Source organism: Lelliottia nimipressuralis, assembly GCF_004115925.1.
Lineage (GTDB): Bacteria > Pseudomonadota > Gammaproteobacteria > Enterobacterales > Enterobacteriaceae > Enterobacter > Enterobacter nimipressuralis.
This window is the reverse complement of sequence record NZ_SDDX01000033.1, coordinates 1-12694: the sequence shown is the minus strand read 5'-3', so window position 1 is coordinate 12694 and position 12694 is coordinate 1. Positions and strand designations below refer to the sequence as shown.

The 12694-nt window shown below is 56.2% G+C and carries 15 protein-coding genes; 9 read left to right on the top strand and 6 right to left on the bottom strand.

All coding sequences use genetic code 11. The features are described 5' to 3' along the window. Positions 1 to 130 precede the first annotated feature (130 nt). Both ETG88_RS21155 and pabB read right to left on the bottom strand, forming a co-directional pair. Positions 131 to 709: a CoA pyrophosphatase gene (locus tag ETG88_RS21155; RefSeq protein WP_129036328.1), complete on the bottom strand. Its 579-nt coding sequence runs from the start codon at positions 707 to 709 to the stop codon at positions 131 to 133. A 3-nt stretch (positions 710 to 712) separates the two neighbouring features. Continuing rightward, positions 713 to 2071 (bottom strand): aminodeoxychorismate synthase component 1, encoded by a 1359-nt coding sequence (pabB, locus tag ETG88_RS21150; protein ID WP_129036327.1) that lies wholly within the window; start codon positions 2069 to 2071, stop codon positions 713 to 715. A 61-nt stretch (positions 2072 to 2132) separates the two neighbouring features. Here pabB and ETG88_RS21145 point away from each other — a divergent pair, with 61 nt between their 5' ends. Then, complete coding sequence (locus ETG88_RS21145) at positions 2133 to 2318, top strand: YoaH family protein (protein ID WP_100779827.1); 186 nt, start codon at positions 2133 to 2135, stop codon at positions 2316 to 2318. Positions 2319 to 2323: 5 nt separating this feature from the next. On the opposite strand, the gene ETG88_RS21140 is transcribed toward ETG88_RS21145, so the two are convergent. Beyond that, positions 2324 to 2668, bottom strand: a complete 345-nt coding sequence (locus tag ETG88_RS21140) for a RidA family protein (RefSeq protein ID WP_095282339.1) — start codon at positions 2666 to 2668, stop codon at positions 2324 to 2326. 127 nt (positions 2669 to 2795) lie between these two features. Here ETG88_RS21140 and yoaA point away from each other — a divergent pair, with 127 nt between their 5' ends. The 5 genes from yoaA (at position 2796) to rnd (ending at position 9178) form a co-directional block, all read left to right on the top strand. Further along, positions 2796 to 4706: a DNA repair helicase YoaA gene (yoaA, locus tag ETG88_RS21135; protein ID WP_129036326.1), complete on the top strand. Its 1911-nt coding sequence runs from the start codon at positions 2796 to 2798 to the stop codon at positions 4704 to 4706. A gap of 65 nt (positions 4707 to 4771) precedes the next feature. Further along, positions 4772 to 5467, top strand: a complete 696-nt coding sequence (tsaB, locus tag ETG88_RS21130; protein ID WP_129036325.1) for a tRNA (adenosine(37)-N6)-threonylcarbamoyltransferase complex dimerization subunit type 1 TsaB — start codon at positions 4772 to 4774, stop codon at positions 5465 to 5467. A gap of 37 nt (positions 5468 to 5504) precedes the next feature. Further along, positions 5505 to 6089, top strand: coding sequence for a Slp/YeaY family lipoprotein (locus ETG88_RS21125; protein WP_100779831.1), 585 nt, complete (start codon positions 5505 to 5507; stop codon positions 6087 to 6089). 203 nt (positions 6090 to 6292) lie between these two features. Further along, positions 6293 to 7978, top strand: coding sequence for a long-chain-fatty-acid--CoA ligase FadD (gene fadD / locus ETG88_RS21120; RefSeq protein WP_129036324.1), 1686 nt, complete (start codon positions 6293 to 6295; stop codon positions 7976 to 7978). Positions 7979 to 8050: 72 nt separating this feature from the next. Continuing rightward, on the top strand, positions 8051 to 9178 hold the full coding sequence (rnd, locus tag ETG88_RS21115; protein ID WP_129036352.1) for a ribonuclease D: 1128 nt from the start codon (positions 8051 to 8053) through the stop codon (positions 9176 to 9178). Positions 9179 to 9229: 51 nt separating this feature from the next. On the opposite strand, the gene minE is transcribed toward rnd, so the two are convergent. The 3 genes from minE to minC are packed head-to-tail and all read right to left on the bottom strand — an operon-like array spanning position 9230 to position 11046. Then, positions 9230 to 9499 (bottom strand): cell division topological specificity factor MinE, encoded by a 270-nt coding sequence (minE, locus tag ETG88_RS21110; RefSeq protein ID WP_010432714.1) that lies wholly within the window; start codon positions 9497 to 9499, stop codon positions 9230 to 9232. Positions 9500 to 9502: 3 nt separating this feature from the next. Next, positions 9503 to 10315: a septum site-determining protein MinD gene (minD, locus tag ETG88_RS21105; RefSeq protein WP_100779834.1), complete on the bottom strand. Its 813-nt coding sequence runs from the start codon at positions 10313 to 10315 to the stop codon at positions 9503 to 9505. Between the two features lie 23 nt (positions 10316 to 10338). Continuing rightward, entirely contained in the window at positions 10339 to 11046 is a 708-nt protein-coding gene (gene minC / locus ETG88_RS21100; RefSeq protein ID WP_102103953.1) for a septum site-determining protein MinC, read from the bottom strand. 123 nt (positions 11047 to 11169) lie between these two features. On the opposite strand from minC, the gene ETG88_RS21095 reads away from it, so the two are divergent. The 3 genes from ETG88_RS21095 to ycgN all read left to right on the top strand — a co-directional run bounded on the left by ETG88_RS21095 (position 11170) and on the right by ycgN (position 12689). Then, positions 11170 to 11445: a YcgL domain-containing protein gene (locus ETG88_RS21095; protein ID WP_123427625.1), complete on the top strand. Its 276-nt coding sequence runs from the start codon at positions 11170 to 11172 to the stop codon at positions 11443 to 11445. A 47-nt stretch (positions 11446 to 11492) separates the two neighbouring features. Beyond that, the gene (locus ETG88_RS21090; protein WP_129036323.1) at positions 11493 to 12152 is read left to right on the top strand and encodes a fumarylacetoacetate hydrolase family protein; all 660 of its coding nucleotides are present in this window, start codon (positions 11493 to 11495) and stop codon (positions 12150 to 12152) included. Between the two features lie 93 nt (positions 12153 to 12245). Continuing rightward, positions 12246 to 12689 carry a cysteine cluster protein YcgN gene (ycgN, locus tag ETG88_RS21085; protein ID WP_100779838.1) on the top strand — a complete coding sequence of 148 codons (444 nt, stop codon included), beginning with the start codon at positions 12246 to 12248 and terminating at the stop codon, positions 12687 to 12689. The last annotated feature ends 5 nt before the right edge of the window (positions 12690 to 12694 follow it).

Here is a 12694-nt window from a genome sequence, read left to right as displayed (position 1 = left end):
CATAGTGTAAGAGGGAAGTTACAGGTCGGCTGAACTATTCACATGAATTAAACTAATGAATAACCCCTGTTTTGCTAATGGTGCGACGCCCCTCGCAAACCCGAAGAAAAATTCAGAATGTAAAGTATAGTCAAGGCTTCAGGCCGATTTGCAGCGCCAGTTCACGAATAATGCCCGCCGTCATGCCCCAGACAAAATAATGCTGATACCACGACAGCCACACCCGGTGATCGTGTCCACGCCGTTGAATATCCAGCGGATGATATCGGCTAAGTCGCAGGGCTTCCGCCAGCGGCATTTCGAACACCGCCGCCACTTCATCTTCGCAGGCGTGATAGTGGAGATTGGGCGGGATAATCCCGACGACCGGCGTTACCTGAAAGCCGGTCACACTGTCCACCGGCGGTAACACGCCAATCACCTCAACGGATTCTGGCGGGATCGCCACCTCTTCATGGGCTTCGCGCAGGGCAGCGGCAATCAGTGAGGCATCGGAGGCATCGACTGCACCCCCGGGAAACGCCACCTGGCCTGCGTGCTTACGTAAATGCGACGAGCGTTTGGTCAGCAACAATCCTGGCTGCTCGCGGCGTACCACCGGGATCAACACCGCCGCCTGGCGGCTGTTCAGCGCATCACGATTCACCTGCGGGCGCAAAAGCTGAAAGCGCGACAGAAAATCATCCAGGGTCAGATCGTGGGTATCCAAATGTTAGCTCTCCAGTTGATGCAGGATGCGGTTAACTTTATCAAACGTTTCCTGATATTCCGCGTTTGCCTGGCTGTCGGCCACAATCCCGCCGCCTGCTGAACAGTAGAGCTGCCCGTCGCTGGCGGTCAGGGTTCGGATGGTTATGCTGGTATCCATCGTGCCACACCGGCTCAGATAGCCAATGCTGCCGCACCAGGCGTTACGGCGTTGCGGTTCCAGTTCGTCAATGATCTGCATGGCGCGCACTTTCGGCGCGCCGGTGATCGACCCGCCAGGAAACGCCGCACGCAGCAGATCGCAGGCAGAGCGGTTCGCCGGGAGGCGTGCGGTAATCGTGCTCACCAGATGATGCACCGCCGGAAATGGCTCCACCACGAACAGCTCGGGAACGCGCACGCTGCCCGGTTCCGCGACGCGGCCAATATCGTTACGCATCAGATCGACAATCATCAGATTTTCGGCGCGATCTTTTGGCGAGGCAGCGAGTTTCTCCGCCTGCAGCCGATCGGCGTCAGGGTCCGTGAGGCGCGGCAGGGTGCCTTTAATCGGGCGCGTCTGGATAGTGCCATCGGCGAGATGAATAAAACGCTCCGGCGACAGGCTCAGGACTGCGCCCTGTTCCAGACGCAGGAAGGCGCTGAACGGCGCGCGATTACTGGCGTTCAGGCGCGTAAACGCCTGCCACTCATCGCCCGCGTAAGTCGCCTGAAAACGCTGGGCGAGGTTCACCTGATAGCAGTCACCGCTGTGCAGATACGCCTGCACCTGCGCAAACTTCTGCGCGTACTCATCCGCGCTCATATTGGAACGCCACGCGGAGGTGAGCGTAAAATCGATGGCCGGAACGGGCTGCTGCGTGTCGAGCCACGCCAGCCGCGCGTCAGCGTCGCTGTGGCTGAGCAGTGAAACCCGTTGTTTATGGTGATCAACAATCACCGCCCAATCGTACAGCCCAACGGCCATATCCGGCAGCGTAATATCCTTCTGTGCGTGCTCTGGCAGCGTTTCAAATCGGCGGCCCAGGTCATAGCCAAACAGCCCCAGCGCTCCCCCCTGGAAAGGCAGATCAGGATCCGTTGCAGCGCTGAACGGTAGGGCGTTCAGTTCGCGCTCAAGCAGGGCGAGCGGATCGTCAGTGGATGTGACAACGTCACTTGACGATATCTGCGTGGAATCACCGCGGGTCGTCAGGGTGGTGAGCGGATCGGCGACCAGAATATCAAAGCGGCTGTAAGGGTGATCGGCATGCCCGGAGTGCAGCAGCATCGCCCACGGGAGATGGCTTAAGCGCGCAAACCAGAATTCGGCGGCGTCATGACGCCAGGGTAATGAAATGACAGTAGGGGGTAACGGGTTCATGTGTGGCATACTACCGGGCAGCGTGAATTTATTAGCGCAGATAATTTAGCAGGAGTTGATAATGTTTGCAGGTTTACCTTCCCTCAGTCATGAACAGCAGCAAAAAGCCGTCGAGCGTATTCAGGAACTGATGTCCCAGGGAATGAGCAGCGGACAAGCGATTACGACCGTAGCCCAGGAAATTCGCGCCACCCATACCGGCGATCGGATTGTGGCGCGTTTCGAGGATGACGAAGACGACGAATAATCGTCTTACACCGCCGCGATTATCTTGATTTCAACTTTATACTGCGGCTTCATCAGCGTGGCCTGTACCGTACAGCGTACAGGCGCGTGACCCGCTACCACCCACGCATCCCAGGCTTTATTCATCGCAGCAAAATCGTCTTTATTCGCCAGGAAAATGGTCGCATCCAGAATGCGGGATTTATCGCTGCCCTGTTTTTCCAGAATCGCGTCAATTTGCGCCAGCGTATTGGCCGTTTGCTCGAACGCATCAGCGTCCAGGTTTTCGGGGACACCCGTGTAGTAGAGCGTCTGATTATGAATCACAACGTCAGACCAGCGGGCTTCCGCATCAATGCGCACAATTGTCATAAACCTTTCCTCATAAATGGTTTCAGGCCGCAAGACTGCCATAATGTTCCGTCAACGTCTATTTCGACTGGCACAGGAGAGGGCGGGCTGACATAATCCCTGTGCAAAAATACAGTGAGAGAGCAACGTGGCAGACGATTTTTCAGCAGACGGTCAGTTAGCGCAGGCGATTCCCGGTTTTAAACCGCGCGAGCCGCAACGACATATGGCGGAAGCGGTCACCCGCGCCATCAAAAATACCCAGTCGCTGGTGGTCGAGGCAGGCACCGGGACGGGCAAAACTTACGCCTATCTCGCCCCTGCGCTGCGCGCGAAAAAGAAAGTGATCATCTCAACCGGCTCGAAAGCGTTGCAGGATCAGCTCTACAGTCGTGACCTGCCGACGGTGGCAAAAGCCCTGAGCTATAAAGGCCGCCTGGCACTGCTGAAAGGGCGCTCAAACTATCTCTGTCTGGAGCGTCTCGAACAGCAGGCGCTGGCTGGCGGCGATTTGCCGGTTCAGACCCTGAGCGATGTGATCATCCTCCGCGCCTGGGCGAATCAAACCATCGACGGGGATATCAGCACCTGCGCCAGCGTCGCCGAAGACTCTCAGGCATGGCCGCTGGTAACCAGCACCAACGACAACTGCCTCGGCAGCGACTGCCCGCTGTATAAAGATTGTTTTGTCGTCAAAGCGCGTAAAACCGCGATGGATGCCGACGTGGTGGTAGTGAACCACCATCTGTTCCTGGCGGATATGGTGGTTAAGGATGGCGGTTTTGGTGAGTTAATTCCGGAAGCGGAAGTGATGATCTTCGATGAAGCCCATCAGCTGCCGGATATCGCCAGCCAGTATTTTGGTCAGTCGCTCTCCAGCCGTCAGCTCCAGGATCTCGCCAAAGATTTCACCATTGCCTATCGCACCGAACTGCGCGACACCCAGCAGCTGCAGAAATGCGCTGACCGGCTGGCGCAAAGCGCGCAGGATTTTCGTATGCAGCTGGGTGAACCCGGCTATCGCGGAAATCTGCGCGAACTGTTAGCCGACAGCAATATCCAGCGCGCACTGCTGCTGCTCGATGATGCGCTGGAGCTGTGTTATGACGTGGCTAAACTGTCTCTCGGGCGCAGCGCCTTGCTCGACGGCGCTTTTGAGCGCGCCACGCTGTACCGCACGCGCCTGAAACGTCTCAAAGAGATCAACCAGCCCGGCTTTAGCTACTGGTATGAATGCACCGCGCGCCAGTTCACTCTGGCGCTCACGCCGCTGACCGTGGCCGATAAATTCAAAGAGGTGATGGCGCAGAAACCGGGGAGCTGGATATTTACCTCCGCGACGCTCTCCGTGAACGACGATCTGCACCACTTCACCGAGCGACTGGGGATTGAAGAGTCAGATTCACTGCTGCTGCCCAGCCCGTTCGATTATGAAACCCAGGCGCTGCTCTGCGTGCCGCGCAACTTACCGCTGCCGAATCAGCCGGGCGCGGCGAAAAACCTGGCGGCAATGCTCAAGCCGATGATCGAGGCCAACAATGGCCGCTGCTTCATGCTGTGCACCTCCCACGCCATGATGCGCGATCTGGCCGAACAGTTTCGCGCCACCATGACCTTACCCGTGCTGTTGCAGGGGGAAACCAGTAAAGGCCAGCTGTTGCAGCAGTTTGTGACTGCCGGTAACGCGCTGCTGGTGGCAACCAGCAGTTTCTGGGAAGGGGTGGACGTGCGGGGGGATGCGCTCTCACTGGTGATCATCGACAAACTGCCCTTTACCTCTCCGGACGATCCGCTGCTCAAAGCGCGCATGGAAGACTGCCGCCTGCGTGGGGGCGATCCTTTTGACGACGTACAGCTCCCGGACGCGGTTATCACCCTGAAGCAGGGCGTCGGGCGTCTGATCCGTGATACGGACGACCGCGGCGTGCTGGTGATCTGCGACAATCGCCTGGTGATGCGCCCTTACGGCGCGACATTCCTCGCCAGCCTGCCACCCGCGCCCCGCACGCGGGACATTAATCGCGCGGTGCGTTTCCTGGCGAACCCAACGGCGGAGTAATTTGCCCTGGAGTGTGCTAAGATGCGCGCCATTTTGTGACTACCCATTGCGAGAGCGCGAGACCCATGCGAATTCTGGCTATTGATACCGCTACAGAGGCCTGCTCCGTTGCCCTGTGGGATAACGGTACCCTCTTTGCCCATTTTGAAGAGTGCCCCCGGGAACATACCCAACGTATTCTGCCGCTGGTGAAAGAGATCCTTCACCGGGGCAACTCCACTTTAACTGAACTCGACGCGCTGGCCTTTGGCCGTGGGCCGGGCAGCTTTACCGGCGTGCGTATCGGCATTGGTATCGCGCAGGGCCTGGCGCTGGGCGCCGATCTGCCAATGATTGGCGTTTCCACACTCGCAACCATGGCGCAGGGCGCATGGCGCACCACTGGCGCGACGCGAGTGCTGGCCGCGATTGATGCGCGCATGGGCGAAGTCTACTGGGCCGAGTACACGCGCGATGAGCAGGGCGTCTGGCACGGTGAAGAGACCGAGTCGGTGCTCAAACCGGACGCCGTTGCTGAACGGTTGAAACAACTTTCCGGCGAGTGGGCTACTGTGGGTACAGGCTGGCCAGCCTGGCCGGATATGGCAAATGACAGCGGTCTGACGCTGGTCGATGGTCAGGTGTTACTCCCCCATGCTGAAGATATGCTGCCGATCGCCTGTCAGCTGCTGAGCGCGGGAAAAACCGTGGCCGTTGAACACGCTGAGCCGGTTTATTTGCGAAATGAAGTGGCCTGGAAGAAACTTCCGGGCAGGGCGTGAATCTCAGTAATAAGCACTGAGAAAAGGGAGTCGCATCATGGCGGTTCAAACAAAGGTTGTACGCCTCTTCATAGCGGGCGCTATCGCTGTGGCATTAAGTGGATGTGTCACCGTTCCTGACGCGATCAAAGGAAGCAGTCCAACACCGCAGCAGGATCTGGTGCGGGTGATGAATGCGCCTGAGCTTTACGTTGGCCAGGAGGCACGCTTCGGCGGCAAAGTGGTGGACATCCAGAACCAGCAGGGCAAAACCCGTCTGGAAATTGCGACGGTGCCGCTGGACAGCGGGGCGCGGCCAGTTCTGGGCGAACCTTCGCGTGGGCGAATTTATGCAGATGTGAACGGTTTCCTCGATCCGGTCGATTTCCGTGGCCAGCTGGTGACGGTCGTTGGGCCAATCACCGGCACGGTACAGGGGAAAATCGGTAACACGCCGTATAAATTTATGACCCTACAGGCCACCGGCTACAAACGCTGGCACCTGACCCAACAGGTCATGCTGCCACCGCAGCCTATCGACCCGTGGATGTGGGGACCGCACCCGTATCGTTACGGCGGCTACGGTGGATGGGGCTGGTACAATCCTGGCCCGGCTCAGGTTCAGACCATCGTTACAGAATAACTTACTGTTATTATTAGATAAGAGACAGCGGCTCAGCCGCTGTCTCTGTTTTTTACGGATATAACACAAAAAAAAGAGTGACGCGCTTCGCAACCTTAAATTCGAACAATTAATAAACTGGTACGCTGAGTTAATATAATGTTAACGAACTGTTTATTATCGGGGTTGTGATGACGACGAACACTCATTTCAGAGGTGATGCATTGAAAAAGGTTTGGCTTAACCGTTATCCCGCAGATGTTCCTGCGGAGATCAATCCTGACCGTTATCAATCCCTGGTTGAATTATTTGAGCACTCGGTCGCGCGCTACGCGGATCAGCCTGCGTTTGTGAACATGGGCGAAGTGATGACCTTCCGCAAACTGGAAGAGCGCAGCCGGGCCTTTGCCGCCTATTTGCAGGAAGGCCTGGGCCTGAAGAAAGGGGACCGCGTCGCACTGATGATGCCAAACCTGCTCCAGTATCCGGTAGCGCTGTTCGGTATTTTGCGGGCGGGGATGATCGTGGTTAACGTCAACCCGCTCTATACTCCGCGCGAGCTGGAGCACCAGTTGAATGACAGCGGCGCGGCGGCGATTGTGATTGTCTCCAACTTTGCCCATACGCTGGAAAAAGTGGTCGATAAAACTCAGGTCCGCCACGTGATCCTGACCCGCATGGGCGATCAGCTGTCGACCGCCAAAGGGACGCTGGTTAACTTTGTCGTCAAATATGTGAAGCGTCTGGTGCCGAAATACCATCTGCCGGATGCCATCTCCTTCCGCCGCGCACTACAGAGCGGCTATCGCATGCAGTATGTGAAGCCGGAAGTGGTCTCAGACGATCTGGCTTTCCTGCAGTACACCGGTGGTACGACCGGCGTTGCGAAAGGGGCGATGCTGACCCACCGCAATATGCTGGCGAACCTTGAGCAGGTGAATGCGACCTACGGCCCGCTGCTACACCGCGGCAAAGAGCTGGTGGTCACGGCGCTGCCGCTGTATCACATTTTTGCTCTGACCATGAACTGCCTGCTGTTTATCGAGCTGGGCGGACAGAATTTACTGATTACCAACCCGCGTGATATTCCGGGGCTGGTGAAAGAGCTGGCGAAATATCCGTTCACCGCCATGACCGGGGTGAACACGCTGTTTAACGCACTGCTCAACAACAAAGAGTTCCAGCAGCTCGACTTCTCCACGCTGCACCTCTCTGCGGGCGGCGGCATGCCGGTTCAGCAGGCGGTGGCCGACCGCTGGGTGAAACTCACCGGGCAGTATCTGCTGGAGGGTTACGGCCTCACAGAGTGCGCGCCGCTGGTCAGCGTTAACCCGCATGATATCGATTATCACAGCGGCAGCATTGGTCTGCCGGTGCCGTCAACGGAGGCCAAACTGGTCGACGACGCAGGCAACGAAGTGCCTCACGGTGAGCCGGGCGAACTGTGCGTCAAAGGCCCGCAGGTGATGCTCGGCTACTGGCAGCGCCCGGATGCGACGGATGAAATCATCAAAGACGGCTGGCTCTACACGGGCGACATCGCGGTGATGGACGACGAAGGTTTCCTGCGCATTGTCGATCGCAAAAAAGACATGATTCTGGTCTCCGGTTTTAACGTCTATCCTAACGAGATCGAAGACGTGGTGATGCAGCACGATGGGGTGCAGGAAGTGGCCGCCGTCGGTGTGCCGTCCGGCAGCAGCGGCGAAGCGGTGAAGATATTCGTGGTCAAAAAAGACCCCTCGCTGAACGAAGATGAACTGATCGCGTTCTGTCGTCGTCAGCTCACCGGTTACAAAGTGCCGAAGCTGGTGGAGTTCCGCACGGAGCTGCCGAAATCAAACGTCGGGAAGATATTACGACGAGAATTACGTGACGAAGCGCGTTCCAAAGTGGACAATAAAGCCTAAGCTTCGAGTGAGTCGCCATCACACGCCGGTTAGCCGGCGTTTTTTATGGGCGCAAACCAGAGAGAAACCGTTTTGAATTACCAGATGATCACAACCAACGACGAGCTGGCAACGCTGTGCAACGTCACCCGCGACTTTCCCGCCATTGCTCTGGATACCGAGTTTGTTCGCACGCGAACCTACTATCCCCAGTTGGGTTTGATCCAGATGTACGATGGCAAAAAAGTCTCGCTGATTGACCCGCTGGGTATCACGGACTGGGCGCCGATGCGTGAACTTCTGCTCAATACCGCCGTGACCAAATATCTGCATGCGGGTAGTGAAGATCTGGAGGTGTTCCTCAATACCTTTGGCGTGATGCCGGAACCCCTGATTGATACGCAAATTCTCGCCGCTTTCTCCGGCCGTCCGCTCTCCTGGGGCTTTGCCGCGATGGTCGAAGAGTATACCGGCATTGCGCTGGATAAGAGCGAGTCGCGCACCGACTGGCTGGCGCGTCCACTGACTGAACGTCAACTGGACTACGCCGCTGCCGATGTCTTTTACCTGCTGCCGATTTGCGGCCAGCTGATGAAAGAGGCTGAAGACGCCGGCTGGCTGGATGCGGCGCTCAACGAATGCCGTATGACACAGCAGCGCCGTCAGGAAGTGGTCGACCCGAAAGACGCTTGGCGCGATATCACCAACGCCTGGCAGCTGCGTACCCGTCAGCTTGCCTGCCTGCAGCTGCTGGCCGACTGGCGTCTGCGCAAAGCGCGCGAGCGCGATCTGGCGGTCAATTTTGTCGTACGCGAAGAGCATCTGTGGGCGGTTGCGCGCTATATGCCGGGCAGCATGGGCGAACTGGACAGTATCGGATTATCGGGCAGTGAAATTCGCTTCCACGGCAAAACGTTGCTGGCACTGGTCGCTAAAGCCCAGCAGTTGCCGGACGATGAACTGCCGGAGCCACTGTTGAACCTGATGGATATGCCAGGCTATCGCAAAGCGTTTAAAGAGATTAAAGCGCTGGTGCTGGAAGTGGGAACGGAAAACAAGATAAGCCCAGAGCTGCTGGCGTCACGTCGTCAGATCAATCAGCTGCTGAACTGGCACTGGAAGTTAAAACCGCAAAATGGCCTGCCGGAACTGATTGCGGGCTGGCGCGGGGAGTTGATGGGCGAACGTCTGAAAACCCTGCTGGCAGACTATCCACAGTAAGAAAATTGCCGGGTAAGCGAAGCGCTACCCGGCATTGATACGTTCATAATGCTATGGACGTGACTCTTCCGCTTCTGGCAGCGTCACGTTCAGCTCCAGAATCGAAATATCCCCATCCTTCTGCTCCAGCTGCACGGTGACCATCTCCGGGTCGATCTGCACATACTTACAAATCACTTCCAGGATGTCTTTGCGCAGCTGCGGCAAATAGTGTGGTTCAGCATCGCTGCGGCGACGTTCCGCAACGATAATTTGCAGTCGCTCTTTCGCGATGTTGGCGGTGCTTTTTTTCCGCGAGAGAAAAAAGTCCAGTAATGCCATAACTTATCCTCCGAACAGGCGTTTGAGGAAACCTTTCTTCTCTTCTTCAATGAAGCGGAAAGGACGTTCTTCTCCCAGCAGACGGTCAACGGTATCAGCGTAGGCTTTACCCGCGTCTGCCATCGTATCGAGGATCACCGGCTCACCCTGGTTAGAGGCGCGCAGCACGGACTGATCTTCCGGAATGACGCCAACCAGTTTGATGCGCAGGATCTCCAGCACGTCTTCCATGCTCAGCATGTCACCCTTGTTAACGCGACCCGGATTGTAACGGGTCAGCAGCAGGTGCTCTTTAATCGGGTCCTGACCATTTTCCGCGCGACGAGATTTAGACGCCAGAATGCCCAGAATACGGTCAGAGTCACGTACAGAGGAGACTTCCGGGTTGGTGGTGATAATGGCTTCGTCAGCGAAATACAGCGCCATCAGCGCGCCCGTTTCGATACCGGCAGGGGAGTCGCAGACCACAAAGTCGAACTCCATCTTTTTAAGTTCGTCGAGCACTTTCTCCACGCCTTCGCGGGTCAGCGCATCTTTGTCGCGCGTCTGAGAAGCAGGAAGAATAAAGAGGTTTTCCGTGCGCTTATCTTTAATCAGCGCCTGGTTAAGGGTGGCATCGCCCTGAATGACGTTAACAAAGTCATACACAACGCGACGCTCACAGCCCATGATCAGGTCGAGGTTACGCAGGCCGATATCGAAATCGATAACAACTGTCTTCTTTCCCTTCTGGGCCAAACCAGTAGCGATGGCCGCGCTGGAGGTGGTCTTGCCAACGCCTCCTTTACCCGAAGTCACAACAATAATGCGTGCCATAGAAATTCCTTGTTAAAAAGGGATCAATTCAACGGTTGAACAGTCAAAGCGTTCTCTGCGAGTCGCAGGCGTGCCGCTTTGCCATAAAATTCGGCTGGGATCTTGTCACTCAGCCAATATTCACCTGCGATGGAAACCAGTTCCGCCGTCAGATGGGTACAAAATATTTGTGCTTCCCGATCGCCACTGGCACCGGCCAGCGCGCGTCCTCTCATCATACCGTAGACGTGAATATTGCCATCGGCAATCAGCTCAGCGCCAGCGCTGACGTGGCTTGTCACAATCAGATCACAGTTTGGTGCATAAATGCGCTGACCGGAACGAACCGGCACATCAATCATTCGCGTTTTTGTGATAGGAGTAACAGTTTGCGCGGGCGGTGGAGGCGTCGGGGCGGCTTTCGCCGGAGAACGGACGGTTTTTTCTTTGCCTTCAGTCAGAAGGGGCAGACCGGCACGCTCGATTTCATCTTTAAGACGGGCATCTTTGCAGCCGCTAATGCCAACAATACGCAGCCCGGTCGAGGCGACCGCCTGCTGAAGATGCTGCCAGTTCACAGGCGCGTCGAGACCGCTGACATTCACCACCACTGGGGCGTGTTTCAGAAAAGCGGGTGCCTGCGCGATTTTGTCTTCTAACGCCTGACGAATAACCTCGGGTTTTGCATCATGCAAATGAACCACTGATAAGGTGAAGCTACTGCCTTTAAGCTCGATGGGCGTGTTTGACATCCTGGCCTTACTCAATTTGCTGTTAATCGCAGCACATTCGTTGCGATATTCCGAAGAGTATCAGGCATGTTATAGTCACTGGTATATTGAGGCAAGCAACCACCGATAATTCAGAGTAAAAACATGTTTTGTGTGATCTACAGAAGTACTAAACGCGACCAGACCTATCTTTATGTCGAGAAAAAAGACGATTTTTCCCGCGTTCCGGAAGAATTAATGAAAGGCTTCGGCGCGCCGCAGCTGGCGATGCTATTGCCGCTGGACGGTCGTAAAAAACTGGTGAATGCCGATCTGGATAAAGTGAAAACCGCCCTGAAAGAACAAGGCTATTATTTACAGCTTCCGCCACCTCCTGAGAATTTATTAAAACAGCATCTCGCAGGTGACGGAAAAAAATAACCCCGGCCAACTCCGTGGGTGACATATCAACCGTGTAGGGGACGAGCATGTATCAACATCACAACTGGCAAGGCGCATTACTGGATTACCCTGTAAGCAAAGTGGTCTGCGTAGGCAGCAATTATGCGAAGCACATTCAGGAAATGGGCAGTGCCGTGCCAGAAGAGCCTGTGTTGTTTATCAAGCCGGAAACCGCTATTTGCGATATTCGCCAGCCGCTGGCGCTACCGCAGGGGCTGGGTTCGGTACACCATGAAGTCGAACTGGCGGTGCTGATTGGCGGCACGCTGCGTCAGGCATCCGAGGATCACGTGCAGAAAGCCATCGCTGGCTACGGAGTTGCGCTGGATCTGACCCTGCGCGATGTGCAGGGCAAAATGAAAAAAGCCGGCCAGCCGTGGGAAAAAGCCAAAGGCTTTGATAATTCCTGCCCGATCTCTGGTTTTATTCCGGCCGCCGAATTCAACGCCGATCCGCAAAATACCCCGTTGAGCCTGAAAGTGAACGGCGAAATTCGCCAGCAGGGCAATACGTCTGACATGATCCATAAGATCCTGCCGCTTATCGCCTACATGAGCCGTTACTTCACCCTCAAGCCGGGTGATGTGATCCTCACCGGTACACCAGAAGGCGTTGGGCCACTGCTGAGCGGTGACGAACTGGAAATCGGTTTTAACGGACAATCCGTTAAGACGCGCGTGCTGTAAAATGCCGTTGCCGCTGTTAATCGGCGGCGAAACTTGCATCCACGTGCCAGACTGGTTATAAGGTGCGCTTTCTTTTGACGTGTGGACATCCTTATGAGCGAAACCCCTTTCTGGCAAAGCAAGACTCTCGACGAAATGACCGACGTGGAGTGGGAATCGCTGTGCGACGGCTGCGGGCAGTGCTGCCTGCATAAGCTGATGGACGAAGACACGGACGAAATCTACTTCACCAACGTCGCCTGCAAGCAGCTGAACATCAAAACCTGCCAGTGCCGCAACTACGAGCGCCGTTTCGAGTACGAGCCGGACTGCATCAAGCTGACCCGCGACAATCTCCCGACGTTTGAATGGCTGCCTCACACTTGCGCCTATCGCCTGCTGGCGGAAGGGAAAGGGCTGCCGGACTGGCATCCGCTGCTGACCGGCTCAAAAGCGGCGATGCACGGCGAGCGCATTTCGGTGCGACATATCGCGGTGAAAGAATCCGAAGTGCAGGACTGGGAAGACCATATTCTCAACCATCCCAAACACGCATAAAAAAA